Below are 25,105 nucleotides of genomic sequence, written 5' to 3' on the forward strand. Positions count from 1 at the left end.
TCTCATTTTCCGCCTTATTAATTCAATGCCTTATTTTTTTCTGGAAACTCTTCCAAGCGCGAAAGCCCCAGCAGCCAGACCTATCATTGTATTTGTTTTCTTATTGAAAACTTGTTTGACGACAAGATTCAAGTTTTGGGGTCTTTCAGCAAGGCGTCGCATGAAATAACCATACCAGTCATTCCCAAAAGGAACGTATGTACAGAAATTATACCCTTCGCTAGCCAATTTTAGTTGCATATCCTTCCTGAAACCATACAGCATTTGGAACTCGAATTTATCGTTCGAAATATTGTTGTCCCGAACAAATTGTTTTACGTGATTAATGACATGGTGATCATGTGTTGCAATCGATGTGAATTTCCCATTTAACAAATGCCATTCAATCAGTTTGATATAGTTTTCATCGATTTCTTTTTTGTCTTGGTAAGCAAATTCTTCAGTCTCTTTATATGCACCTTTTACAATGCGTAAACGGAAATCTTTATATTTTTGAATATCTTCAACAGCACGGAAGAAGTAAGCTTGAATCACTGTTCCAATATTGTCATAGTCCTTGGACAATTCGTCGAGCAGGTCGAACGAAGGTTGTAAACGAGCATGATCTTCCATATCGAAATTGATAAAGACATTGAAGCTTTTTGCCTTCGATACAATTTCTGTTAAGTTTTCCAAACAGAAATCCAAATCAATGTCCAAACCAAGTTGAGATGGCTTCAATGAAATGTGGGCGTCGACTCCATTTTCGTGAATTGCTTCAATCACTTCAAGAATCTGTTCTTTGGCCGCAAGTGCTTCTTCTTTTTCAAAAACGAACTCACCAAGATTATCTACCGTACAGGAAATCCCCTGAGCGTTAAGTTCTTTGATACTTTGAATCGTCTCTTCAACATTGGTACCCGCCACTACGTTCTGTGCACCAAGTTTCAATCCGTACTTTTTTGCAGCAGTATTTAATAGTTGATTTTGGGATAGCCCGATAAAGAAATCTTTTAACATGTCTCATGCTCCTCAATGCAGTTTTATTTGTAATTATATCATAAGTTACTGTCTTTATAGAAATAAAAACGAACTCCAAATTTCATTTTATCATTAAACATACGTAGAGCGCTTCTCTAAATGATTTTGCCAAACCTCGACCAGCATACAGATGCCCCAATAGATTAGACCGACCAAGATATAAACCGTCATATAGTCAAATTCCCTGCCACCAACAATTTTTGCGCGTTGAAACAGGTCGGGTACTGTAATCATTGCTGCCAGTGAAGATGCTTTGATTAGATCCAGCAAAACATTCGACAACGGCGGAATTGCAATACGTGTTGCTTGTGGCAAGATTACGGATAGTAACGACTGCCTATATGACAACCCCAAAGCGGTCGCTGCTTCCCACTGCCCTTTGTCAACCGAGTTAAGTGATGACCGTATAATTTCGGCCATATAAGCGGAAGAATGAAGGCTGAATCCTATTAATGCGGCTGTAACTGCTGTAAATTGAATCCCAATGTTCGGTAAACCGAAATAAAGCAAAAAAAGGAATACAAGCATTGGAGTTCCTCGCATGTAGGAGATGAAAATTCGTGCCGGCCATCTAAAAATAGACAACCTGGATGTTCTGCCAAGTGCCAAGAGTAAGCCTAAAATCAGCCCGAATGCCATTCCACCAAAGGAAATAAGTATCGTGTATCCGATACCTTGTAAAATATAAGGGAAGGATTCGATGGCAAGCGGTAAGTCGAAAATATGATTCCATTCAATTCCACTCACCTTATAATCCACCTTTCCTTTTATTCAAAATCATAATCTTGTTTAATTGATACATCTTCACCGCCAAAGAATGTTTTCGCCAATTCAGAGATGGTTCCATCAGCGTGCATTTCGGCAAGTCCGTCATTTACGTGTTTCAATAGTTCATCATTATTCTTTTTCATAATTATTGCTTGTACATTGGGATGATATTTGATGTCAGGATGAATCATGATTTCAAATTCCGGAAAAGCTTCCAACGCTAGCTTTTGCAAATAATAATCATTTAAGATGACATCTGTGCGGCCAATTTCCACGTCCCGCAAATACACATCATTTGTGACGTTATCATAAATCACTTCTTCAGCACCATAGTCACGGCCGACTTGCATATAAACGGAAGTCGCGGCTCCCGCCGCTTTTTTCCCCTTCAAATCTTCAAGTGATTCAATGCCGGAATGATCCGATTTACGAACAATCGCCGTGCCGAATGAATATTTATACGGCTCTGAAAATGCAAACTTTTCTTCTCGCTCGGGCGTAATCTCTATATCATTCACTGCTAAATCAACTTCATTACTGTTAAGGGATGTAAGCATTCCATCTAAACCCATCTCAACAAATCTGATTTTCAAATCTAGACGTTTTCCTAGCTCCCTCATTATTTCAACTTCGTAACCTGTCAATTCTTTGCTTTCGCTGTCATGATAGGAAGCGGGATAAAGTGTTCCTGAAGTTGCCACAACAAGTTCACCATTCTCCTGAATTTTTTCCCAAGCTGTATTGCTAGTACCGCTCTCATTTTCTTTGCTGCTTCCCTTACCGCATGCAACCAGTATGCTCATCATTGAAAGAAGTAATAAAAACATGATGATCTTACGATGATGTTTTTCATTTGTCATGAAGATTCTCCTTCTGAAATAGTATTGTACAAATAATTGCCCATTAGAATTATAAGATATTATTACTTCAGTTGTAACCCTTTTGCTTTATAAATATAAAATCGGATGATTGCGAATTAAATGATCGCCAAATTCACTATTTTAACTACAGATAAAATGAATCATTGTTTGTATTTATAATTGAAAGAAAGACACGCAAAAGCGAATAGCTCTTGCGAAGCATTCTATTATTTCAACCTCATCTTTCCGACAAGTTCTTCGAGATTTTTTGCCATGTGGCTCGTTTCGGTTGATTGAATAGCACTTCTTTCTCAACGACCGCTAATTTTCTTTTATATTTGCCAACCCGCGGCGCTTTAATTGTCATTTCGACCCCATTTTTATATAGAGAATGTCCCTCTTCTACCTACAGTATAATAGAAAAAACTATACGTTTTTCAATAAGTTAAAAGAGGTGTTGAAATGGACATTAACGACTATTTAGCAAGGTTTTACGGACTTCCGTACAAAAAGGTGTCTTTATCCAATTTAACCGCCTTGCAGCAATTGCATATGCAGCACGTTCCTTTTGAGAATCTCGATGTCATTCGACGGGTACCCATTTATCTAAATTTACCCAACTTTTATGAGAAAATCGTAAGTCGTAAACGCGGCGGTTATTGCTATGAATTGAACGGCCTTTTTAAATGGCTATTAACTGAATTGGGGTATGATGCACACTTGATAGCAGCTACAGTCCAAAGACCTACTGGCGAATGGGCTAAAGCGGATACACACGCTGCCATTCATGTCCTACTTGAGGAGCCTTACCTTGTTGACGTCGGATTTGGTGATTCCACTTGCCTTCCCATTCCAATGAATGGCGAAGAACGAACGGATATTAGCGGCACGTATAGAGTTAATCGGCAGAATAACCATACATTTGAACTTGAACGGGACGAAGACTCTGGTTCAAGAACTTTATACAGATTTGGTTTAACCCCAAAATCCCTTACCGACTTCCATGAAGGCTGTGTATTTAACCAAGTAGCAAAAGATTCGACCTTTACTCATTCGGATATTGTCACCCGTGCTACACCATTAGGTCGAGTCACATTAAATAATGAAACAATAACTCTAACAGAAAATAATATACGAACAAAAACAGTCCTTTCGGAAGAAGAAAAAATATGCACGCTGTCAGATACGTTTGGTATTCGTCTTTAGTTTCGGGGAAACATTGAATAGCAGACACTGGGTGTATGCCAATGGCAGTTCAGCGTCTGCTTTTTCGATTATGTACTTATGTTTTTTCCTCATCTAAGGAAGCAAACTCAAATTCGTTTATGGCGTTATGATAATGATTGAAAAGTTCCGGGTACGTTTGCAACTCACTTTTGCCCTTGTCATTAATCATGTAGATCCCTCTTCGGATTCTTTCAAACCACCCATAATAGTTTTTATTCAGAATCGTTAAGGTTCTTTCACCTGTTCCCATCTTCCGAAGGGATTTAGGTGACAGTGGACCCGAATGCAAAAGGCAGCAGGCGATATGAATACAGTTTTCTTTATAGGCAGTCATAATTTTGGTCTGACGGCTTCCTCCAGTGTTAAAATCCGCTAATCTGCCTTCCATTTCAGCAAACATAGCTCTCCTTTTTATCTTGCTGCGCTGCATACTTCTCTTTCGGTCGAACGATGCCGGGTGAAATACAATTTCCACATTCGCATCGTCATCCAGAAACGAAACAATGATAAGACCTAATTCCATTCTTCTCACCAGATGACATAGATCCTTCCACTTTTTTGAACGGAAACTGAGTTTTGGTTTAGGAATGGCCACATAGACTTGATTTGTCAGCCTCTGTCTTTTAGCTGCTTGCACCAATAAATCGATATTCAACGTCAGTTTCAACTCAATGAGTATCAGTTCCTCTTCTTTCACAGCCGCAACATCACATTCTTTCACTTCTCCGTAGACATCGTATCCTTGGAGCGTAAAATACTCTTTTATTGGTTTGTATAAATCAACTTCATATTTTTTAAATTTTTTGTCCGACATACCTGAACTTCACCTCATTAAAATGGTATACGTAAATGATAGAAACTGCCATCGAAACAGATTAATCTATTCCAGTAATCCTTAAAGGAGAAGTGATAACGTACAGTGCGCTTCGCATTACCGTCCATGAAAAAGCATTGAATCTACTATGTGCTTGTAATAAAGCGGCTCTCCTTCAAAATTCTCGAATAATTAAGAGAACTCGTATACTTTTCACAGTATTGCATGTTATCATAGAAAAACGATCATATTAAAATGGAGGGTGCTGGTATTACAATGAGCTTAACGAAGACTGAACCAACTGGAATTCAAGTCGAGGATATACTGATTGCCAATCAATTATTAAAAGACATAGTTGTACATACCCCTCTGCAAAAGAATGAACGGCTATCCGAAAAATATGAATGTCGTATTTATGTTAAGAGAGAAGATTTACAACATGTTCGTTCATTTAAATTACGGGGTGCCTATTATAAAATTAAGACGATTGAAGCAGTTGCGCTTGAACAAGGAGTTGTCTGTGCCAGTGCGGGAAATCATGCCCAAGGCGTTGCTTACGCATGTGCCCAACTTGGTATTTACGCGAAAATATTCATGCCGCAGACGACACCGAAACAAAAGATTAACCAAGTGAGAATGTTTGGTCGAAACTATGTAGAAATTATTTTGGCAGGTGATACGTTCGATGAGTCCTCGAACAAAGCCGCGGAATGCGCTTCTGCTGAAAACAGAGTGTTCATCCATCCTTTTGATGATTATGATATCATCGCAGGCCAAGGTACGGTCGCAGTGGAGGTTATGAATGACATTGAAGAACCGATTGATTTTGTTTTCGCCAGTATCGGCGGCGGCGGACTCGCTTCCGGTTTAAGTACTTACATTAAAAACGTATCTCCGCAGACACAAATGATTGGCGTGGAACCTGAAGGTGCGGCTAGTATGAAAGCAGCCCTAACGAATAATGTAGTGACAACATTGGATAAAATCGATAAGTTTGTAGATGGTGCGGCGGTGCAAACTGCTGGACAGCATACTTTTGAAGTTTGCCGCAAATATCTGGATAATATTGTAATCGTACCAGAGGGTAAAGTGTGCACTTCGATTCTTGAATTATACAATGAACATGCAATCATTGTAGAACCTGCAGGCGCGTTACCGATCGCCGCCTTAGATTTTTATAAGGATGAAATAAAAGGCAAGTCTGTTATCTGTGTAATAAGCGGTGGAAATAACGATATCGGTCGAATGCAGGAAATCAAAGAGAAATCTTTGTTATATGAGGGTCTCCTTTATTACTTCATTGTCAATTTCCCTCAGCGCTCAGGGGCGTTACGCCAATTTCTGGATGAGGTACTTGGACCTGATGACGATATTACTACATTTGAATATACGAAGAAAAACAACAAGGAAAGCGGTCCCGGACTAGTCGGCATTGAGCTGAAGAAAAAATCGGATTATGAGGGACTTATTCAACGGATGCATCATTGCGGCTTTTCATTTAAAGAAGTTAACAAGGATAGTACATTATTCGATTTACTTATCTAAATGGGATTTCCAACATATAAAAAATCTTGCTTAAGGCGATTAAACCATAAGCAAGATTTTTCTTTTAAGCAAAGATACCTTTATCATTTCACAGCCCGCTTGCATTAAATGTATCTCCTCCTTCAATGGTTCCGTTTTCGAAACCTTTTGTAAACCAACGCTTCCTTTGCTCTGATGTTCCATGTGTAAAACTATCCGGTACAACATAGCCTTGAGCTTTTTTTTGAATTTGGTCATCACCTACAGCACTAGCTGCCGTCATAGCTTCCTCAATATCGCCCGATTCTAGATAATTCATATCCGCCTGATGATTTGCCCAAACACCTGCAAAATAATCAGCCTGTAATTCCATTCGCACCGAATACTTATTGAACTCCTCTTTGCTCAATTTTGAACGAAGTGCGTTCACTTGCTCGCTGATTCCCAACAGAGTCTGTACGTGGTGACCCACTTCGTGCGCAATTACATAGGCCATTGCGAAATCACCAGGAGCTTGAAATTTGTCTTGAAGTTCTTGATAAAAACTTAAATCGATGTAGAGTTTTTGATCACCCGGACAATAAAATGGTCCGACTGATGCCCCAGCCGCCCCGCACGCGGATTGAACGCTATCTGTGTATAGGACAAGGGTTGGCTCTACATACTCCAAGCCTTGTTCGCGAAATAACTTTGTCCACACAACTTCGGTATCCGCTAATACGACGGATACAAATTCTGCGAGTTCCTTTTCCTCCGCTGTTTCTTCGTAAGGAACAGACGTTCCTTGATTCGTAGTTTGTGCGCCATTCAAAATTTCTCCAGGGTCACCGCCCAAAAAAGTGAAGATAAGTAATAGAATTATACCGCCAATGCCGCCTCCAGCTAATGCTACGCCGCCTTTTCCCCTACCTCTCCGGTCTTCAACGTTCGCACTTCCTTTTCTGCCTTTCCATTCCATTCTATTTCCTCCCAACTTTTGATTGAAGCAATTGATTACACAGAATGTACCTATGTATTCCTTGCTATACCCAAAATTAGAGGATAATAATTCTTCTTTTTTGATACCATTTCAGTTGTGGAATTTTACCATTTAAAAAAAGCATCAAGAATTGCCCGATGCTTGGTGTTTCTAATACATTCCTAGTTTTGAACAGGGCGATAACCCCCACTAAACAAAAGTGTTCAATACCCTTTATTAATCAATTGCTCTGCCATTTTCACATTATTGTCAAAGAGTTTCTGGGCTAAAATTTCTTTTGCCTCCAAAGAAGCCACTAAATAATCAGTATCATTAACGGTAGCGACAATTGTAAACTTATAACCAAATGGACTCGTATCAAGGGAATGTAAACCATATACTTTATACATCTCCACGTATTCATCAGTTTGCTTATCGACTTTTAAATAGGATAATTGTTTCTTGTTCAAGTCGTCACAGACTTCTTGCAATAACACTCTAACAATACCCGGGTCTTGATTGAATGAAACGATAAGGCTTTCAAAAATCCTTCTTTTTTCAACAGAACCATTTACCATTTTCCTGATTTCCCCATTGGAAATAGTCAATAACTTTCCGTTAATCAATCGAATCTTGACAATCCTGAACCCTAGTTCCTCAACTGTTCCACCTTCGAGTTCCCCGTTGACGTTAATAAAATCTCCGCGTTTGATTGTACCTTCAAATATTATGAAAACGCCGCTTATAAGATCATTGATCAATTTCTGGGCACCGAAACCGATAACGGCCGCGATAATTCCTCCGGCAACAATAACTTCTTTCAAATCGCCCACGAACGGCTTAATAGCTGCGATTATAATAATGATGGCCAAAATATACCTGGATGTGTTTTTGGTTACACTTTCAATAGTTTCTTTCTTCTTCTCTTCTAATAGACTTGTTCGTTTGAATAGTTGCTGCATAAGCTTCCTGAAGACAACTATGAGCAAATACGCGGAAATAATCGTTAACATCAATGAAAATAGATACGATTTAACGGGTGTAAAATCAATGTCAAAAAAGTGTTTTATAGAATTTATAAACTCATTCATTTTCATCAAATTCCTATTCTGTATTCACTAGATTTTTTACTCTTTAAGTTTATCATACTATACAATAATTATAATCTTTCTTTCTCATTGAAAAGTGCCCTTGGAATGAATTCCCGGGGAAGTCGCAAAAAAATCCCCGCTAGAAATATAGAGATGACTCGTATAACACGAAAACACTGACTTTTCCGTGAACAATAGGTAGAATAGAAAGCGTAATTAAAATATATAATTGGGGGAAAAAGATATGTCCATCACCTTTACAGCAAAAGAGGAGTTCTTCACGTTTCACGACCCGATGCAAGAAGGGAAATTAATTGATCGGAAAACCGAAATCCGAATGGATCCGCTGACCGGCGAAACATCTCGGATCATATTTGACCCAGGCTCACCATTCATTCCAACTGACTATTCGAGGCTTGCTGAAGAAACAGCAGGTAGCAAATGTCCATTCTGTCCTGAAAACGTGCTATCCTTTACACCTAGATTCCCGAATGATTTAATCGAGGGTGGACGGATCAATCAAAACGAAGCTGTCGTTTTCCCAAATCTATTTCCTTACAGCAAACACAATGCTGTCGTCCGGATGTGCAATCAGCACTACGTCAAACCTAATGAATTTACAGCGCCCTTGATTGCCAATTCCTTTTCGGCTGCACATGATTATCTAAAAAGAGTCATTGCTCAAGACCAGCAAACGGCATATTCATCCATAAATTGGAACTACTTGCCACCTTCTGGAGGAAGTATTCTACATCCTCATATTCATGTTTTAGCTTCAGAACTTCCTACAAACTATCAACTAACAGCTTTGGCGGGCAGTGCGCAATTTTATGAGGAAACAGATAGCAATTATTATGATGGATTGATCAAGAGCGAACGTGAAATAGATGAGCGTTTCATCGGAACTGTAGGATCAATTGACTGGGTACATGCCTTTGCGCCTAAAAGTCATACTGATTTTATGGGGATATTCGAAGCTTCGTCCCTGGACGAATTAGACGATACTAGTTGGAATGATCTTGCGAAAAGCCTCATACAATATTTCCGTTATTTTAAAACAATCGGGATTACGAGTTTCAATCTTGCCCTATTTATCCCCGTTACCAAGAACGCGACTGAACGTGTCCATGTCCGGCTCGTTCCACGGCTGACAATCGGAGCACTACAAACAAGTGATATGAACGTTTTCAACTTCTTGCATGGTGAACCGCTTTGCATGAAGGTGCCTGAACAAACCACAAAAGAAGTAGCAGTTTTTTTTGAGTAATAAATAAGTGCCAGGTTTTGAAACGATTCGAAATCGTTTCATTACCTGGCACTTTCCTTTTAAACTGTCGTTACTAATACACTACGTATTTGTTTCATTTGATCGGTGACTTCTACAATTTTTTGCAATACTTCATTACGGCTTTGTTGTTGTTTTTTTACCACCTCTTTGCCGATCGTTTCAAATTGCTCTTGAGATGTAGATAAAAAATCCGCCATGGCATAACCTGAGGTCCATGGAGAAATTTGTGCTTTGTCACTTAATCCTTCTATCGTCTCAATCCAGCCGGAGATCGGTTGTAGCTGTTCAAACTCAGTAAAACGTTCTTTCCATTCTTGCGTCATTTGTTTGGACTGCCTCTCCATATTTCTCAATGTATCACGTGTTGAATCGAGAAGCTCCCTTTGATAACCATATATTTGTAGCGATTTTTCTTCTAGTTCATTTTGAATTCCTGATACCATTTTGATACTATTTAACCAGCCATCCCAAATTAGATCTACCCCATTACTCGTTTGTGTGCTTTCCCCAATTTTCTTCACCATTCTTAATTCCTCCTTTGAAATGTACCCATTTTTCATGCATGGATTTATAATAAATGCAAAATACTTCTTGCATTGTACCCTGATGTCAGTCGCGTTCATTGTCCTCATCCTTCAAATTGGAAGGTGTTTGAAAAGGTACGAAAAACGGATTATACAAATTGAAAAACTGTTCCAACATTTTTTGATAATGACCAAGCGAACCTGCCCATAACTCAAGGTACTCTTCCCCTACCCCTGTAATCGAATAAATTCTCTTTGCCGGTCCACCCGACGTAGTGTCCCAAACGGATGTGACCAGCTCGTCTTTTTCAAGTTGCCTCAGTATCCTATAAAAGTTTCCTTGATCCACTGATTGAATACCGAATTGCGTGATTTTCTCCATCAATTCATACCCATGTGAATTCCATTCGCGCAGGTGCAAAAGCATAATCGGGATCAAGAAGTTTTTCGGGGTGCCTAAATTGAGGCTTTTCACTTTATTTGTTTCTTCACCCTTTAACGCCATTATTTATCACCGCCTAAAATGTAAAATACTTATATATGTAATTTACACCTATGTGAAATAAAAGTCAAATTTATGAAAAATAACATTTTTGAGAATAGTGTATTATCATGTCGAATCATAAGGGAATATAATGTAATTTGATGGTATAATAGTCCTTATTGTTTATTTAAGAATAAGTTTATTCTTAGTATGATTATACAAGCGACCTACTGAAAATACCCAAGGGAGATGAAGTCTTATGCCACAAGCAAAATTTATGGACCCACTTACGATGTGGAAAGATATTTATGAGAAGACAGAAGCCACATGGAGTGAAGCGATTCAAGACTCGATGAAAAAAGAGCCGTTCTCTGAAGGGATGGGCCAAACTTTAAATAATCACTTACAATATCAAGAACTTATTTCCAAAATGACCGAAACGTACTTGAAACAAGTTAATATGCCGACGCGCGGGGAAATTGCGAGCATTGCCTCTCTCGTCATTAACCTCGAAGCGAAAATTGATGATCTCCAAGATAAAATCGAGGTAGATACAGTTGAAAATGAAACCAACAATGAAATTAACTTACTAAAAATATCTGTTATAAATTTGGAGAAAAAACTAGACAAAGTAATTGGTTTGCTTGAAACATCTAATGAAAAAAAGGCTCCTAATTCTGCTAAAGATAAACTTAAAAATATTTAGAACCTTCGATGTTGATTGGTGAACCGAACTTCTTATTTATAAAAAATTCATGATTCGGAGTGGATGAAACGATGACAACGAGCGCGATTGAAGTGATGGAAAGACAGACGATCTTGAAACCTCTGGAAGGAAAAGTGGCGATAGTTACGGGCGGATCTCGAGGAATTGGTGCAGCTATTGCGAAAGAGTTAGCTAAAAATGGTGCACAGGTTGTTATCAACTATCAATCTCGAACAGACTGTGCAGAGGCAGTGGTCCAAGAAATTGAAGAGGATGGCGGACTTTCTTACGCTATCCAGGCTGATGTATCTGATTTAAATGATGTCCAGAACTTTTTACAAGAAGTGATAAGTCGATTTGGAAAAATTGATATTCTTATTAATAATGCTGGCATTACTAGAGACCGTTCATTCCGAAACTTGTCTGAAGAAGATTGGAACGAAGTCATCAATGTAAATTTGAATAGTGTTTTCCATACAACTTCTGCAGTCATCAATCATATGTTGGAGAAAAAGTCTGGCCGGATTATTAATATCAGTTCAATCATTGGACAGACGGGCGGTTTTGGTCAATCCAATTATGCCGCTGCAAAAGCCGGTATGGTTGGATTCACTAAATCACTTGCACTGGAGACAGCTAAGAGCGGTATTACTGTCAATGCTGTTTGCCCAGGTTTCATTGAAACTGAGATGGTGGCGGCAATGCCTGACAATATAAAAGAACAAATGATTTCAAAAATCCCCATGAAACGTTTAGGTCAAGCGGATGAAATTGCCGAAGCGGTATTGTTTCTCGCGCAAGCTAACTATATTACCGGACAGTCAATCAATGTAAATGGCGGTTTGTACATGTAACACTTCCCGTTTATGGGCATTTAGGGGGCTTCCATTTCCGGGAGCCCATTTTCGATTATTAAGGAGGAATAAGATGAATAACTCAGCTATAAAAGAATTGGAAAACTGGGTGGATTCCATGCCCGAGGATGTTAAAAACGGTTATCGAAAGCTTAAGCGGATGACAGCGGTACTTACGACCGAGGCAGAGCCGCAAGTTGGTCAAACACCGAAGGAAGTCATTTGGACAAAGAACAAGGCAAAACTTTATCGCTATCAACCTAGCGTAAAGAAAACAAATAAAGTCCCTATTTTAATGATTTATGCACTGATCAATAAACCGTATATTCTTGATTTGACACCCGGAAACAGTTTAATTGAGTATTTGACTAATAAAGGCCACGATGTTTATCTCCTTGACTGGGGCACTCCCGGCTTTGAAGACAAGAATATGAAATTAGATGATTATATACTGGATTACATGCCGCGTGCCGTTAAGAAGGTGTTACGCACTTCTGATGCTAATGAGATCAGTTTGTTCGGCTATTGCATGGGTGGAACGATGACATCGATTTTCGCAGCGCTACATCCTAAACTTCCCATCCGCAATTTAGTATTTATGACCAGTCCTTTTGATTTTTCAGATACTGGCCTATTTGCAAACTTCTTAGACAAACGTCACTTTAATTTGGATAAATTGGTAGATACGCTTGGCAATATGCCGCATGATATGATTGATTTCGGAAATAAATTATTGAATCCAATCGCAAATATTTATGGTCCATACTTCAGTCTTGCAGATCGTGCGGACAACGAGGAATTCGTGGAAAACTGGAAGCTTATGCAAAAATGGCTAAATGACGGCATCCCTTTCCCAGGTGAAGCTTACAGACAGTGGATTGGCGAGTTCTATCAAGAAAATAAATTAATTAACGACCAACTCTTGATCAGAGGACAAAAAGTGGAGCTAAGCACTATTAAAGCGAACTTGTTGAACATTGCCGGAAAGCGTGATAATATCGCTGGACCGCAACAAGTTGAACCACTTCAAGCTAAAGTATCGAGTAAAAATAAAATTTTCCATCTGCTTGACACGGGTCATGTGTCTGTCGTAGTCGGTCGCAAGGCGATCAATGAAACATACCCGCTGATTGATGGTTGGTTAACGAAAAATTCGAAGTGAGATGGAATAACCTATAAGAAGACAAACAATCCCCGACCAGTATACAGGCCGGGGATTGTTTGTCTTAATTTTTTCAACAGTTTTTTAACTGAATACTGGCAATGTAACGAGAATCATCATTGTAAATAGGATCGCTACATAGTTCACTGAACACATGAACATGAGATGCGCCCACTTCATATCATCTTTGGTGAAAAACCCGCTAATACCGGCAACTAGCCAGCCGACATTCATTAGTGTCGCAATGATAACAAATACTGTTCCAAGTGCTCCTAAAAAGAATGGCAAAGGAAGTAAGCAGACTATATAGATAACCATTTGCCGTTTTGTAAATTCAAAACCATGAACGACTGGGAGCATAGCGACCTTCGCCAGACTGTATTCCTTCGACTTCTTCATCGCGATAGCAAATGTATGCGGCATCTGCCAAATGAACAGAATCAAAGTCAATACAATCGGGACGATATGATATCCAGGTTCTATTGCAGCCCAACCGATTAGCGGCGTCACCGCGCCTGAAACACTGCCTATTACTGTGTTCAACGTAAATCTGCGTTTTGACCACATCGTGTACAGAATAACATACGTGAACCATCCAATGAATGCATAGATGGCTGCTTCAACTGTTGTCAAAGTGAGAAGCAGTAAACCCACTGCAGATAATACGATACCCAAAGTTAAGACGAATTTAAGGGAAAAATGTCCCGTAACCGTTGGGCGATTTTTGGTTCGTTCCATAACTGTATCTATGTCAACGTCGTACCAGTTATTCAAGATAAGTGCGCCAGCCATCACTAACGTACTTCCTGAAATTGTGAGTAAAAAGACGTGCCAGTTTGCTAAAAAAGTTGAGTCCGTGAAATAAAGTGCTAACCAAAAACCGGTCAGGACTGGCAACACGTTAGAAATTAAAACAATTGCTTTAAAAAGTGATTTTAGGTCAGCAACAAGCGTGGACAAGTTTTGTTTAGTCGATACAGTCGTTTTCTCAACCTTCTCCCAAGAAGGATCCATTACTTTAGACATCAATTCTTCTCTCCTCAAAAAAGCCAGGTGTTTTTCCAATGTAATGAAAAGCACATTCTTCTGCAACTGGCATACTTACCTCCATTTTACCCTTACTTTTCAAGTAAGACAAAGGAAAGCTTTGTGACATTTTCAAGAGAGCTAAAAAAGGATTATGTGATTCAACCCCATAAAGGTTAATCTCGATGTTCCAGCACAATATAGACTAGTAATAACGAAATCAAAAGAAAAATATACGGAGGCTAACTTAATGATTCTATTCCATATCACTTCGGCGCTTACGCAGTTTTTATATGCTCAATTCTTCTAGTACGAAAGAAGTCGCTAAACAGCATTTAACCTAACTATTTCAAAAGGTGAAATCACCGTGATAACTTCGAAGAGTAAAGCAGTCATTATTCAAAAATACGGCAAGCCTTACCTCACTACTATCGAGGTAAAGCTTGCCTGTTATTTGTATACTTTGTTTCGACGCATTAGATGTCCCCAATTTACCTAGAAAAACCAGCGTAAGTACTAAAACGTGGTCACAAAAGGCATCCATAAAGCGCCGGAGCGTGTATTATAGAGAATCCTTAGCCTAGACTATAGCTGAACCATATACTTACTCAGCAGATTCGACTAACTTCAACTGTTCCAATTGAATCAATCCCTCAATATCATTACTAGTGACGTACCCCGCATCCTTACTAATATCGGCCATCTCTTGAATAACCTCTTCATTTACGGACGTCGTCACTTTCAGTCGCTTAAATGCGGCTTCCAGTTCTTTTTTGTCGATTTCTTTCCCTGTCAATTCCTTGATGTGCTTAATAACAAGATCTTGGCTATCTCCAGGATTTTGTTCAATAAACCCGACCGCTTTTACATGTGCCTTTAAATAGGCGTTTGCAAGTTTTTCATCTTCCAAAAACTTCTTACTTGCCGCGACCACTGTATTTGTCGATTCTTTTCCCCAAGCGAATGATTCCCAGTCAAGCAACAACTTGCCATTCGCCTGTGTTTCTAAGATATATCCCCACGGTTCTTGTGTCGCGGCAGCGTCAACAGTCTTTTGGATAAAAAGCGTTGTTGTATCGGCTGGCGCTGCGGCAAACATTTCGACTGTCCCACCATTTGAAGTCGGCTTAAGACCCACTTCTTGCAGCGCTTTACGTAACATTACATCTTGTGTACTTCCAATTACCGGTATCGCAACTTTCTTTCCGTCCAAATCCGCCAAATCTGAAATAGTACTATGTTCACTCGCAACGAGGACTGCTCCGCCGTTTACAGCGCCTGAAATAATATGGTAGTTTGGGTCTTTTACATAGAAGTTCAGCAATGGGCCGGGTCCGACTGTTCCAACATCAATTGATTTAGTGGCCATCGCTTCCATGAATAAACCGCCGTTATTGAAGGTTTTCGTGTTGATTTTAATATCTTCTCCGAACGCTTCCGCGAAATAACCTTTCTCCAATGCAACTATCGTAGCGATATGCGTTAAGTTGGGAAAATACCCGATATTCACTTCTTCGCTGCCTTTTGCCCCTTTTTCAGCCTTTCCGCATGCAACACCAAAAGTTAGGACGATTGATGCAAGTAGTGCAAGTGTGAATAACTTACGTTTCATAGTGATCTCTCCCCATCTCCATTTTATATAATTCTTTTAACTGATTCCCCACTTTTTCTGTACACGGCGCTCCAGTCGTAAAAAGACCAGATTATCCATGATAGTCCCGATGACACCAATGATGATCATTACCGAAATGACTAAATCCATTTGCCCAAGAGACCTGCCCATCTCCAACAAGTGTCCAAGTCCTCCCCCAGCACCAAGCAGTTCTCCAGCCATTAACGCACGCCATGAAAACGCCCATGCGATCCGCAGTCCGGAAATGATTTGTGGAACAGACGCCGGTAAAATGACAGTCCGTAAAAAGTGAAAGCCGCTTGATCCTAATGTCTTGGCAACTCGTTGATAAAGCTTCGGTACATTCTTAAAGCCACTCGTCGCACTAATTGTCATTGTCCATGTTGCGCCGATTGCGACAATAAAGAGTATTGAAAAATCGTTTAACCCGAACCAGATGATTGCAAGCGGAAACCAAACAATACTCGGAATCGACTGCAATGCCGTAATGAGAAATCCAAGCGTGTCTTCAACTAGCTTAGATCTCCAAATGAGATAACCTAAAAACAGCCCGAGCACTGTCGCAATTGTAAACCCGATTAATAGACGTCCCATACTTGTATAGATTGCAATCGCTATCTGCCCATTCACAAGACCCGTATATAATGTAAGAAGTACCTGGCTGAGACTGGGAAACATGAAATCCGGCAAGCTTGATAGTCTAGATGTGACTTCCCATATCCCCGCTAGAATCGCGATGAAGAGGGTCCGCCTTAAAATTGTAATCATCCCCCATTTCCTCCCTTAACACTTTCTCAATTTCACCTTGCAGTGAGGCTAATATCTGTTTTTCCAAATGAAATGTTGCGTCATTCGGCATTATTCCATCCTTCATAGTTTTTGAAAAATAAATCTCTTTGATCTTTCCTGGACGTGTTTCAAAAACGACAATTTTTTCCGATAAAAGGACTGCTTCTCGAATGTTATGCGTAACGAAAAAAATCGTTACTTTCGTTTTTTGCCATATTTCCAACAGCTCGTTGTGCAACACCATTCTCGTTTGCTCATCTAGTGCTGCAAACGGCTCATCCATCAGCAGAATTGCCGGTTCCATTACAAGAGCCCGTGCGATTGCAACACGTTGTTTCATACCTCCGGATAGCTGATGAGGGTATGCATCAATAAAATTGCTTAAATGAACCATTTTCAACATTTCCTTCGCTTTATCATCTGCCTGCTTTTTTGGCAACCCCTTCAAACGTAAACCATATGTGACATTGTCAAGGACTGTTAACCATGGAAACAGTCCATCTTCTTGAAAGACAACGACACGATCGGGTCCTGGATTCGTCACTTTTTTTCCTGCAATGCGAATTTCCCCTGTGTCCGGCTTATCAAGACCCGCAATAAGATAGAGTAAAGTAGATTTCCCACAACCGGACGGGCCTACAATCGAAACAAACTGCCCTTTATCCACTTCTAAGGAGATATTATCTAGCACGTTTACCCGGCCTTTTTCTTTATGAGGAAAACTTTTTTCAATTCCATCAATCGATAAATACATTTGAATTTCTCCTCCCACCCCAATACCTACTAATTCAATATGTTTTATACCTTTTATATATAGTCGCTCATTTCAATGTAGTTTGTCAACTAGTATTTTCATTCTTTACTACTTCTTTTTATGATATTTTCTAGTTTGTATAACAAAATAATAAATACTATTCGTTTCAGTAGTACTGGAGGTCTGACTAGAGGAAGATTATACGGAAACTCTACGACAGCAAGGGCATACTATACGACAGTTTCTTCAAATTCCAAGCAAGTCCATACCCAACAATTTCTAAACAGAACTCTTAAAAATAAAAACCTTCTGCCGAGGTTCTTATTGGCAAAAGGTTACGAAATTATGATTCGAACAAGTCGCTGGATAAATATCGTTCGCCGGAGTCAGGTGCAATACAAACGACTGTATCATTAGGTGTCAATCGTTTTGCTACAGCAAGCGCCGCATGTATTGATGCGCCTCCCGAAGGGCCAACGAGGATACCTTCAAGGGCCGCTATGCTCCGGACTGTATTGTATGCCTCCTCGTCTGTAATTTTAAAAATCTCATCATATACATTCGTATTCAACACTGGCGGGATGAAACCGGGGCTTGTTCCAACAAGCTTATGCTTACCAGGTTGCCCTCCTGATAGAACAGGTGAACCGGCAGGCTCAACGACATGGACAGTGATTGTCTTATCATAATCTTTTAGTGATTCCCCTGTCCCGGTGACTGTTCCACCCGTTCCTGAAGTACAAACAAATGCAGTAAGTGGTCTACCGATCGATTCCATCGCGCGGATTATTTCAACAGCAGTCGTAGTTCGATGAATATCCGGATTTGCTGCATTTTCAAATTGCATGGGAATAAAACTGTTCTCAATTTGTCCTGCCAATTCGTTTGCCTTTTCAATTGCTCCAGGCATCCTTTCTTCACTCGGTGTTAGTACCACCTCTGCGCCGTATGCTTTCATTAAATTAATACGCTCGATCGTTGCGTTGTCGGGCATGACGAAAATAGCTCGATAGCCTCTCGCTGCAGCATTCATAGCCAAACCGATTCCTGTATTTCCAGACGTCGGTTCAATAATAGTTGCACCTTTCAATAAATCGCCGCTTTTCTCAGCTTCAACGATCATATTGAAAGCTGCTCGATCTTTAACACTTCCGCTTGGGTTGAAAGACTCAAGTTTCACAAAGACAGCTGCACCTTCTGAATCTAAAACTTTATTCAATCTTACAAGTGGTGTATTTCCTATCAGTTCGGCTATATTATTTACAATTTGCATATCCATCATCCTTCCAATTAGCAGTTCTTATCGTCTCCCTAGTATAACAAATCAAACTATATTATTCCTATCCTTTTTATAAGTTTTTAGAAATCTGTGTCCGTATTCATCACAAAAGGGATAAGGCATCAAACAGTCACCTTACCCCTCAATTGTTCCATTACTAACTCTTGCTAACGTAGCGCGGGACTATCTTCTGTAATCGCAAAGCCTTTGATCGTTTCTAGGAAGGCTTGTTGTTTTTCATTCGATTGTCTATAGGAAACATTTGTGATTTCTTTTAGCAATTTAGTTTTTATTTTTTGATTTAGAATGGAATGCTTCACTTTTACACGCGCCAGTGCAAGAAATTCAAGGTATTCTTCATAAGATTCATCATAAATTGCGGCAAGTTCATCACGAATGACTTTTGCCAGTGTTGGACTTGCCCCACCAGTTGCAACACTGATTGTTAAGTCACCTCTTGTTAACTTTGCAGGGACATGGAAAGTACTGATTTCCTGATTATCAACAACGTTCACGAGTTGATAGTTTCCAGCGGATAAGGCGACGAACTCATTTACTTTTTCATTGTTCGTCGCAGCAATGACGATCCATGCAGAGTCAAGATCTTCGGGTTCAAATATTTTATTCCTCCAGGCAATTCGGTTGTCACTGAGCAGTTCTTCGATTTTCAATTGAATTACGGGACTTATTACAGTGACACACGCACCAGACTGTAATAAACCGGCGATTTTTCTATAGGCTATCTGCCCCCCGCCGACGACTACCGCTTCTTTATTCTTCAAGTTCAGCATAATAGGATATCCGTCCATTGATTTTTCCACCTGCCTTTTATCATCAAAAAAAGACCGCACTTTTGGCGGCCTTTTTTGGCTTATCACCGATCAATCATGAAAGTCCAATCCAGATTGCACGGCTTTCACATGTCCGGCACGAATGACAAAATCTCCAAAATGCTCACCTTCCTGTCTTTCCTTAGCGTATTGGAAAAATAGAGGTTTAAGCAATTCCAGTATTTCTTCTTCTCCGACGTTTTCTCGATAGATTTTGTTCAGCCGATCCCCAACAAAACCAGCACCCAAATACATATTATATTTACCTGGGGCCTTTCCGATAAAGGCGATTTCACCTAAAGCCGGACGGGAACAACCATTTGGACAACCGGACATGCGTATAACAATCTCTTTTTCACGTAAACCCGATTCATCTAAAATCAACTCGATTTTATCCAACAGCGATGGTAGATAACGCTCGGCTTCGGCCATGGCCAGCCCGCAAGTCGGGAAAGCAACGCAAGCCATTGAACTTCTTCGTAATGCGGAATGATGCTGCCCATCAGTCAAGCCATGTTTCTCAATCAATTCTTCAACAATATTTTTTTGTTGACTGGAAACGTTACTTATAATCAGATTTTGATTCGGGCTGAGTCGGAAATCCCCTGTGTGAATCTTGGCTATTTCCCGCAGACCTGTCATCAATGGATAATCGTCCTGATCCTTAATCCGGCCATTTTGGATAAAGAGTGTATAGTGCCATTTGTCGTTGCTCCCTTTCACCCAACCATAACGATCGCCATTATGTTCAAATTGATATTCCCGTGCCGCATCAAGTTCCCAGCCCAATCTTTCTTGGAGCTCATTGACAATCCAATCAAGACCCCGAGCATCAATCGTGTATTTGAAACGTGCGTACTTTCTCACAGAGCGGTCTCCATAATCACGTTGAATTGTAATTATTTTCTCTGCCACCTCAATAATTTGATCTGGTGTACAAAATCCAATTACTCTGGCCAACTGTGGATACGTCTTCGTATCTCCATGTGTCATCCCCATGCCGCCTCCGACAGCAATATTGAATCCTGTTAATTTACCTTCATCCAATATGGCAATCAGACCAAGATCCTGGGAAAAAACATCAATATCATTATTAGGAGGTACTGCTACACCAATTTTAAATTTCCGTGGTAAATAGAGCGCGCCATACATCGGTTCAATTTCTTCATCCGTTTCCTGACTGTCGACCACTTTTTCACCATCCAGCCAGATTTCATGATAAGCTGTTGTCCGTGGTGAAAGATAATCGCTCAGTTTCTGAGCCCAACCATAAACTTCAGTGTGAATGTCCGATTGATAGGGATTTGGATTACACATCACATTCCGGTTTACATCACCGCAAGCGGCTAGCGTATCCATCAACGAATCGTTGATTTCTTGAATATTGTTCTTCATATTCCACTTTAAAATCCCATGCATTTGAAAAGCCTGCCTAGTAGTCAATTTCAACGTGCCGTTGCCATATTTATTGGCAACACGATCCATCACCAACCATTGTTCCGGAGTCGCAACTCCGCCCGGAGCACGGACACGAACCATAAACTGGTATGCCGGTTCTAATTTTTGTCGTTGACGCTCATTACGTAAATCTCGATCATCTTGCAAATAACTGCCATGGAATTTCATCAATCGATTATCGTCATCGGGGATTCCTGAACTGATTGGATATTCCATTGTATTCACCAGTGACCCTCGTAAATAATCGCTTTCGCTTTTTATCCGCTCAACGTCACTAGGCGGTCCCGGTTGTGGCGGTAGTATAATTTTTGTCGTCATTTTCCCAGCTCCTTTTCAGTCTATTTAATAGACATCCCGTTGATAACGTTTCTGCTGTTGCATGTCAGCCAAATAGGCGGTTGCTTCCTTGGAACTCATGGCGCCTTCTTCTTCTAGGATTTTCTCTAAAGTTGCATGAACATCGGTTGCCATCTGCTTTTCATCCCCACAAACGTAAACCACAGCTCCCTCTTCCAGCCATTGAAAAATATCTTGACTTTTCTCTAGCATACGGTTCTGGACATAGACCTTTTCGTCCGTATCACGGGAAAATGCAACATCCATCCGTGTCAATACACCTTGTTTGAGCCAGTTCTGCCATTCAACCTGATATAGGAAGTCTGTCACAAAATGCTGGTCACCAAAGAACAACCATGTTTTCCCTTCGGCGCTAATCTCTTCCCGCTCTTCTAAGAACGATCTGAACGGGGCGACTCCAGTACCGGGTCCAATCATAATTATCGGTGTGTCAGGATCCTCCGGTAATTTAAAGTTCGCATTCCGCTGAACATATACAGGCAAGCTATCACCTGGTAGTGCGCGAACAGCGCATTCGTCCGAGCAGACACCCACCCGATTGCGACCGTGCGATTCATAACGGACGGTTCCAATCGTGAGATGTACTTCATCTGGATTCGCTTTTGAACTGTTGGCGATTGAATAAAGGCGTGCTGGTATTTTTCGCAAAATCGAAATAAATTCACTGGCGGGGACTTCCCAAGGTGCAAAATCCTTTACTAAATCCAATAGATCACGACCATACAGATAATTCCTGCATTCTTGATCTTTTTCCGGCTCCAATAGCTCTTTTAATCCTTTGGCAGCAGTTAGTTGCGATGCTTTTTGTAGTAGTGGTTTTGTAAGCACCGTAATCTCGAAGTTGGAAATCAATGAATCACGCAGAGATTTCAGCTCTCCCTGCTTATTAACCGCGAGGAGTTCGTCAGGATTCCAGTTCATCTCAGTAATCAACGCATCTACTAACTTAGGGTCATTTTCCGGGAAAACACCTAAACTATCACCTGGTTCAAAATCAAGATTTGATCCTTCAAGTGATAATTCAAGATGTCGTGTTTCTTTGTTCGACCCACGGCCATTCAAATTGAAATTTTCAAGGATTTCAGCTTTAAATGGATTCGTTCTCGAATATTTCGCTTGTTCAGAGGGTGCCGTATTATTGACAGTTTGCTGAACAGACGTAGAATTGGTCCCTTCTCGTTTGTTCAATGTAAAAAGAACGTCCTTTAGCCATTCTGCGGCAGGTTCATCATAATCCAAGTCACAATCAACACGCGGACTAAGCTGTTTAGCTCCTAATTCCAGCAAACGCTCATCGAATTGTTTTCCTGTTTGACAGAAGAATTCATAAGAACTATCTCCCAAAGACAATACTGAAAATTCTAGGTTTTCCAATCTCGGAGCCCTTTTACTGTGAAGATATTCATGGAACGGAATCGCATTATCAGGTGGATCACCTTCTCCATGCGTGCTCACAATCAATAGTAGGTTTTCGATTTTCTTCAATGCATTTGGTTTGAAATCATTCATTGAAGAAAGCGTTACTTGAAAATCTTCTGCTTCCAGGTTTTTCGACAGGTTTTCAGCTAATGCTTGCCCGTTGCCGGTCTGTGATCCGTAGAGGATGGTCACTTCTCGGGAGATAACCTCTGTACTAACGACAGGAGCTTCCAATACAGCCACGCCGCCGGATGCAATTTGATTTTTCGCTATCTGATTTGCACTCAAATACCCGCCCAGCCAGATTTGTTGTGTCTCCGTCAGAACTGGCAGAAGTTGATTAAGGAGTTCTACCTGCTCCTTATTAAATGGACTGTTTATCTCTAGAAGCGCCAACGATTTCCACCTCGCAAAGTAGTATTTTTTTCGTTTATTTTAATCTGATCTTTTCATTTTTCTCGATTTGGACAACAACATTATCTTGGACAATCAATGTTATTGAGCCGTATTGCATCGTAATTAGCATCTGCTTTAAATTTTCTATTGTCAGATCAAGATTTTGTTCCCTTTTCCCCATAGTCACTGTCCATCCTTCCTATGAAAATACGAGCCTTCAGGCAGTTGAATACTAGATAGTAAATGGTGTTCCTTCATTTAATAACTATATAATTCGAATATCGACTTTCATATGTTCAACTTATATAGCACGATTTTTCTGATTCAAGTAATTCAGTCACTCGTTCCACGAGTATATCTCGGATATTCTCATGATAGCCAAGGCTATGACAAAGAATTAATCGATTGGCGCCAGTTGACTGTTGTGTAATCTTTTTTTCAATTCCATTCATTAAAATTCCTGTGAAAAGCAAGTAAGGAATAATGAAAACTTGTTTTTGCGAAACTTGCTGCAGTTGTTGCAACACCTCATCGAAATGAGGGGCCGCTCCATAAAGAAAACAAACTTCAACTTTGTTAAAGGCATAGTTATCACGAAGAAGCCGTGCAATCTCGGTTAAATCCTGCTTGACTGCTGGATCGCTGCTGCCCCTTCCAATTAATAACACTTGGGCATCTTCTGCTATCGTGATTTTTTGTTCGAGTACCCGATCATATAAACTGTCAACAATTTTCGGATGAATGCCAAACGGCCTTCCGTATGTAAATTCGACATCGGGATACATGATCCTACCCACTTCGATTTCAAATGGAATATCATCTTTTGCATGAATTGCTGATAATAGTAGGATAGGAACGACCGCAATTTTAGTAGCACCTTGGTCCACACACTTGGCAATTCCCTCATTCACGCTTGGGGCCGCCAACTCTAAAAAACAAATTTCTTGTATCGGAACATCGATAAGTGCTTGACTGCTCCGGATAAATTGAATGGCTTCTTCGACACCTGCCTTTACCCGGCTGCCATGGCACACATATAAGATTGCCTGCATGCTAATCCCCCTTTTCTTCCGCTAGTACGCCGACACTTCTTGTATGAGCTTTTGATCCACCCCCGCTTGTTCGAACCATTGAATCTTCTCTCTTAACTTTACAACCTCACCGACAATGATCATGCTCGGATTTTTCATGTCAGACTTTCTAGCAATCTCGACTATAGAAGATAATGTTCCTGTAATCGTATACTGATCTTCTGTCGTTCCCCAATGGACAAGTGCGACCGGTGTACTTTCAGGTCGACCATATTTCGTGAGCTGAGCACAAATATATGGCAAATTACCAACCCCCATATAAATCGCCAAGGTATCAATTCCCTTCGCAAGACTTTCCCAATGAATGGAATCACTTTTACCGGCGCGCATATGACCTGTGACAATCGCAAAGCTTGAACTGAGTTCGCGATGAGTAACAGGGATACCTGCATAAGCAGGTGCAGCAATTCCTGCAGTAATCCCGGGAACCACCTCGAAAGAAATCCCATTGTCAGCAAGTACTTCAGCTTCTTCAGCACCTCTCCCGAAAACGAATGGATCTCCGCCTTTTAAGCGAGTGACAATCTTTCCTTGTTTCGCATACTTCACTAGAAAGTGATTGATCGTTTCCTGAATCATCGCGTGATAGTTTGGCAGTTTCCCGCAATAAATTAAGTCGGCTCCCGGTTTTGCATAGTCGAGTAGCTCTTTATTGATTAAGCGGTCATATAGGATGACATCTGCCTCTTGAATACACTTCATCCCCTTAACGGTTATTAAATCAACATCTCCGGGACCCGCACCAACTAGATAAACTTTACCCATTCACTACCCTCTCCTAGCCATCTGAATT

General features: G+C 40.4%; 26 protein-coding genes. 6 read left to right on the plus strand and 20 right to left on the minus strand.

Going from position 1 to position 25,105, the window contains the following annotated elements:
* Nucleotides 1-30: 30 nt before the first annotated feature.
* The 4 genes from HDC33_RS07585 to HDC33_RS16565 all read right to left on the minus strand — a co-directional run bounded on the left by HDC33_RS07585 (nt 31) and on the right by HDC33_RS16565 (nt 3,015).
* A complete protein-coding gene (locus HDC33_RS07585) occupies nt 31-999 on the minus strand; it encodes a proline dehydrogenase family protein (protein WP_179391863.1) in 969 nt (322 codons plus the stop codon).
* 93 nt (nt 1,000-1,092) lie between these two features.
* Entirely contained in the window at nt 1,093-1,767 is a 675-nt protein-coding gene (locus tag HDC33_RS07590) for an amino acid ABC transporter permease (RefSeq protein WP_179391864.1), read from the minus strand.
* 20 nt (nt 1,768-1,787) lie between these two features.
* Nucleotides 1,788-2,648, minus strand: a complete 861-nt coding sequence (locus tag HDC33_RS07595; protein ID WP_370457421.1) for a transporter substrate-binding domain-containing protein — start codon at nt 2,646-2,648, stop codon at nt 1,788-1,790.
* A 238-nt stretch (nt 2,649-2,886) separates the two neighbouring features.
* Nucleotides 2,887-3,015, minus strand: coding sequence for a hypothetical protein (locus HDC33_RS16565; protein WP_255457316.1), 129 nt, complete (start codon nt 3,013-3,015; stop codon nt 2,887-2,889).
* Nucleotides 3,016-3,110: 95 nt separating this feature from the next.
* On the opposite strand from HDC33_RS16565, the gene HDC33_RS07600 reads away from it, so the two are divergent.
* Complete coding sequence (locus HDC33_RS07600; protein WP_179391865.1) at nt 3,111-3,854, plus strand: arylamine N-acetyltransferase family protein; 744 nt, start codon at nt 3,111-3,113, stop codon at nt 3,852-3,854.
* Between the two features lie 76 nt (nt 3,855-3,930).
* Here the strand turns inward: HDC33_RS07600 and HDC33_RS07605 are convergent, their stop codons facing one another.
* Nucleotides 3,931-4,689: a DUF2161 domain-containing phosphodiesterase gene (locus HDC33_RS07605; RefSeq protein ID WP_179391866.1), complete on the minus strand. Its 759-nt coding sequence runs from the start codon at nt 4,687-4,689 to the stop codon at nt 3,931-3,933.
* Between the two features lie 276 nt (nt 4,690-4,965).
* On the opposite strand from HDC33_RS07605, the gene ilvA reads away from it, so the two are divergent.
* Complete coding sequence (gene ilvA, locus HDC33_RS07610) at nt 4,966-6,234, plus strand: threonine ammonia-lyase IlvA (RefSeq protein WP_179391867.1); 1,269 nt, start codon at nt 4,966-4,968, stop codon at nt 6,232-6,234.
* Nucleotides 6,235-6,322: 88 nt separating this feature from the next.
* On the opposite strand, the gene ypfJ is transcribed toward ilvA, so the two are convergent.
* Both ypfJ and HDC33_RS07620 read right to left on the minus strand, forming a co-directional pair.
* A complete protein-coding gene (gene ypfJ / locus HDC33_RS07615; RefSeq protein WP_179391868.1) occupies nt 6,323-7,171 on the minus strand; it encodes a KPN_02809 family neutral zinc metallopeptidase in 849 nt (282 codons plus the stop codon).
* Between the two features lie 224 nt (nt 7,172-7,395).
* Nucleotides 7,396-8,262 (minus strand): mechanosensitive ion channel family protein, encoded by an 867-nt coding sequence (locus HDC33_RS07620; RefSeq protein WP_179391869.1) that lies wholly within the window; start codon nt 8,260-8,262, stop codon nt 7,396-7,398.
* Nucleotides 8,263-8,506: 244 nt separating this feature from the next.
* Here HDC33_RS07620 and HDC33_RS07625 point away from each other — a divergent pair, with 244 nt between their 5' ends.
* Nucleotides 8,507-9,529, plus strand: coding sequence for a hypothetical protein (locus HDC33_RS07625; RefSeq protein WP_218843176.1), 1,023 nt, complete (start codon nt 8,507-8,509; stop codon nt 9,527-9,529).
* A 59-nt stretch (nt 9,530-9,588) separates the two neighbouring features.
* Here the strand turns inward: HDC33_RS07625 and HDC33_RS07630 are convergent, their stop codons facing one another.
* Nucleotides 9,589-10,074: a hypothetical protein gene (locus HDC33_RS07630; protein WP_179391870.1), complete on the minus strand. Its 486-nt coding sequence runs from the start codon at nt 10,072-10,074 to the stop codon at nt 9,589-9,591.
* An 85-nt stretch (nt 10,075-10,159) separates the two neighbouring features.
* On the minus strand, nt 10,160-10,579 hold the full coding sequence (gene phaQ / locus HDC33_RS07635) for a poly-beta-hydroxybutyrate-responsive repressor (protein ID WP_179391871.1): 420 nt from the start codon (nt 10,577-10,579) through the stop codon (nt 10,160-10,162).
* A gap of 238 nt (nt 10,580-10,817) precedes the next feature.
* On the opposite strand from phaQ, the gene HDC33_RS07640 reads away from it, so the two are divergent.
* The 3 genes from HDC33_RS07640 to phaC all read left to right on the plus strand — a co-directional run bounded on the left by HDC33_RS07640 (nt 10,818) and on the right by phaC (nt 13,280).
* Nucleotides 10,818-11,264, plus strand: a complete 447-nt coding sequence (locus HDC33_RS07640) for a poly(R)-hydroxyalkanoic acid synthase subunit PhaE (protein WP_179391872.1) — start codon at nt 10,818-10,820, stop codon at nt 11,262-11,264.
* Between the two features lie 113 nt (nt 11,265-11,377).
* Nucleotides 11,378-12,118: a 3-oxoacyl-[acyl-carrier-protein] reductase gene (gene fabG / locus HDC33_RS07645; protein WP_179392676.1), complete on the plus strand. Its 741-nt coding sequence runs from the start codon at nt 11,378-11,380 to the stop codon at nt 12,116-12,118.
* 73 nt (nt 12,119-12,191) lie between these two features.
* The gene (gene phaC, locus HDC33_RS07650; protein ID WP_179391873.1) at nt 12,192-13,280 is read left to right on the plus strand and encodes a class III poly(R)-hydroxyalkanoic acid synthase subunit PhaC; all 1,089 of its coding nucleotides are present in this window, start codon (nt 12,192-12,194) and stop codon (nt 13,278-13,280) included.
* An 84-nt stretch (nt 13,281-13,364) separates the two neighbouring features.
* Here the strand turns inward: phaC and cyoE are convergent, their stop codons facing one another.
* From cyoE to cobA, 11 genes are all read right to left on the minus strand, one after another.
* The gene (gene cyoE, locus HDC33_RS07655) at nt 13,365-14,306 is read right to left on the minus strand and encodes a heme o synthase (protein WP_179391874.1); all 942 of its coding nucleotides are present in this window, start codon (nt 14,304-14,306) and stop codon (nt 13,365-13,367) included.
* A 604-nt stretch (nt 14,307-14,910) separates the two neighbouring features.
* The gene (locus HDC33_RS07660; RefSeq protein WP_179391875.1) at nt 14,911-15,918 is read right to left on the minus strand and encodes an ABC transporter substrate-binding protein; all 1,008 of its coding nucleotides are present in this window, start codon (nt 15,916-15,918) and stop codon (nt 14,911-14,913) included.
* 36 nt (nt 15,919-15,954) lie between these two features.
* Nucleotides 15,955-16,707, minus strand: coding sequence for an ABC transporter permease (locus HDC33_RS07665; RefSeq protein ID WP_179391876.1), 753 nt, complete (start codon nt 16,705-16,707; stop codon nt 15,955-15,957).
* Nucleotides 16,640-17,482 carry an ABC transporter ATP-binding protein gene (locus HDC33_RS07670; protein WP_179391877.1) on the minus strand — a complete coding sequence of 281 codons (843 nt, stop codon included), beginning with the start codon at nt 17,480-17,482 and terminating at the stop codon, nt 16,640-16,642. The genes HDC33_RS07665 and HDC33_RS07670 overlap by 68 nt, the downstream gene beginning before the upstream one ends.
* 343 nt (nt 17,483-17,825) lie before the next feature.
* Nucleotides 17,826-18,755 (minus strand): cysteine synthase A, encoded by a 930-nt coding sequence (gene cysK / locus HDC33_RS07675; RefSeq protein WP_179391878.1) that lies wholly within the window; start codon nt 18,753-18,755, stop codon nt 17,826-17,828.
* Nucleotides 18,756-18,928: 173 nt separating this feature from the next.
* Nucleotides 18,929-19,570 (minus strand): NAD(P)-binding protein, encoded by a 642-nt coding sequence (locus tag HDC33_RS07680; protein ID WP_179391879.1) that lies wholly within the window; start codon nt 19,568-19,570, stop codon nt 18,929-18,931.
* 72 nt (nt 19,571-19,642) lie between these two features.
* Entirely contained in the window at nt 19,643-21,367 is a 1,725-nt protein-coding gene (gene cysI / locus HDC33_RS07685) for an assimilatory sulfite reductase (NADPH) hemoprotein subunit (protein ID WP_179391880.1), read from the minus strand.
* Between the two features lie 24 nt (nt 21,368-21,391).
* Nucleotides 21,392-23,221, minus strand: coding sequence for an assimilatory sulfite reductase (NADPH) flavoprotein subunit (locus tag HDC33_RS07690; protein WP_179391881.1), 1,830 nt, complete (start codon nt 23,219-23,221; stop codon nt 21,392-21,394).
* A gap of 34 nt (nt 23,222-23,255) precedes the next feature.
* Entirely contained in the window at nt 23,256-23,402 is a 147-nt protein-coding gene (locus HDC33_RS07695) for a YezD family protein (protein ID WP_179391882.1), read from the minus strand.
* A 115-nt stretch (nt 23,403-23,517) separates the two neighbouring features.
* On the minus strand, nt 23,518-24,273 hold the full coding sequence (locus HDC33_RS07700; protein WP_179391883.1) for a sirohydrochlorin chelatase: 756 nt from the start codon (nt 24,271-24,273) through the stop codon (nt 23,518-23,520).
* A 21-nt stretch (nt 24,274-24,294) separates the two neighbouring features.
* Entirely contained in the window at nt 24,295-25,077 is a 783-nt protein-coding gene (cobA, locus tag HDC33_RS07705; RefSeq protein WP_179391884.1) for a uroporphyrinogen-III C-methyltransferase, read from the minus strand.
* Nucleotides 25,078-25,105 lie beyond the last annotated feature (28 nt).

It is taken from the genome of Sporosarcina sp. JAI121 (genome assembly GCF_013408665.1).
In the GTDB taxonomy this organism is placed as follows: domain Bacteria; phylum Bacillota; class Bacilli; order Bacillales_A; family Planococcaceae; genus Sporosarcina.

What these genes read in the sequence shown, in the direction of transcription:
- HDC33_RS07660 (WP_179391875.1), bottom strand. Translation starts at nt 15,918, where the DNA reads ATGAAACGTAAGTTATTCACACTTGCACTACTTGCATCAATCGTCCTA.
- HDC33_RS07680 (WP_179391879.1), bottom strand. Translation starts at nt 19,570, where the DNA reads ATGGACGGATATCCTATTATGCTGAACTTGAAGAATAAAGAAGCGGTA.
- cyoE (WP_179391874.1), bottom strand. Translation starts at nt 14,306, where the DNA reads ATGTCTAAAGTAATGGATCCTTCTTGGGAGAAGGTTGAGAAAACGACT.
- cysK (WP_179391878.1), bottom strand. Translation starts at nt 18,755, where the DNA reads ATGCAAATTGTAAATAATATAGCCGAACTGATAGGAAATACACCACTT.
- ypfJ (WP_179391868.1), bottom strand. Translation starts at nt 7,171, where the DNA reads ATGGAATGGAAAGGCAGAAAAGGAAGTGCGAACGTTGAAGACCGGAGA.
- HDC33_RS07605 (WP_179391866.1), bottom strand. Translation starts at nt 4,689, where the DNA reads ATGTCGGACAAAAAATTTAAAAAATATGAAGTTGATTTATACAAACCA.
- HDC33_RS07620 (WP_179391869.1), bottom strand. Translation starts at nt 8,262, where the DNA reads ATGAATGAGTTTATAAATTCTATAAAACACTTTTTTGACATTGATTTT.
- HDC33_RS07695 (WP_179391882.1), bottom strand. Translation starts at nt 23,402, where the DNA reads ATGGGGAAAAGGGAACAAAATCTTGATCTGACAATAGAAAATTTAAAG.
- cobA (WP_179391884.1), bottom strand. Translation starts at nt 25,077, where the DNA reads ATGGGTAAAGTTTATCTAGTTGGTGCGGGTCCCGGAGATGTTGATTTA.
- cysI (WP_179391880.1), bottom strand. Translation starts at nt 21,367, where the DNA reads ATGACGACAAAAATTATACTACCGCCACAACCGGGACCGCCTAGTGAC.
- HDC33_RS07625 (WP_218843176.1), top strand. Translation starts at nt 8,507, where the DNA reads ATGTCCATCACCTTTACAGCAAAAGAGGAGTTCTTCACGTTTCACGAC.
- HDC33_RS07600 (WP_179391865.1), top strand. Translation starts at nt 3,111, where the DNA reads ATGGACATTAACGACTATTTAGCAAGGTTTTACGGACTTCCGTACAAA.
- HDC33_RS07640 (WP_179391872.1), top strand. Translation starts at nt 10,818, where the DNA reads ATGCCACAAGCAAAATTTATGGACCCACTTACGATGTGGAAAGATATT.
- HDC33_RS07630 (WP_179391870.1), bottom strand. Translation starts at nt 10,074, where the DNA reads ATGGTGAAGAAAATTGGGGAAAGCACACAAACGAGTAATGGGGTAGAT.
- HDC33_RS07670 (WP_179391877.1), bottom strand. Translation starts at nt 17,482, where the DNA reads ATGTATTTATCGATTGATGGAATTGAAAAAAGTTTTCCTCATAAAGAA.
- HDC33_RS07595 (WP_370457421.1), bottom strand. Translation starts at nt 2,648, where the DNA reads ATGACAAATGAAAAACATCATCGTAAGATCATCATGTTTTTATTACTT.
- ilvA (WP_179391867.1), top strand. Translation starts at nt 4,966, where the DNA reads ATGAGCTTAACGAAGACTGAACCAACTGGAATTCAAGTCGAGGATATA.
- HDC33_RS16565 (WP_255457316.1), bottom strand. Translation starts at nt 3,015, where the DNA reads ATGACAATTAAAGCGCCGCGGGTTGGCAAATATAAAAGAAAATTAGCG.
- HDC33_RS07665 (WP_179391876.1), bottom strand. Translation starts at nt 16,707, where the DNA reads ATGATTACAATTTTAAGGCGGACCCTCTTCATCGCGATTCTAGCGGGG.
- HDC33_RS07585 (WP_179391863.1), bottom strand. Translation starts at nt 999, where the DNA reads ATGTTAAAAGATTTCTTTATCGGGCTATCCCAAAATCAACTATTAAAT.
- phaC (WP_179391873.1), top strand. Translation starts at nt 12,192, where the DNA reads ATGAATAACTCAGCTATAAAAGAATTGGAAAACTGGGTGGATTCCATG.
- HDC33_RS07700 (WP_179391883.1), bottom strand. Translation starts at nt 24,273, where the DNA reads ATGCAGGCAATCTTATATGTGTGCCATGGCAGCCGGGTAAAGGCAGGT.
- phaQ (WP_179391871.1), bottom strand. Translation starts at nt 10,579, where the DNA reads ATGGCGTTAAAGGGTGAAGAAACAAATAAAGTGAAAAGCCTCAATTTA.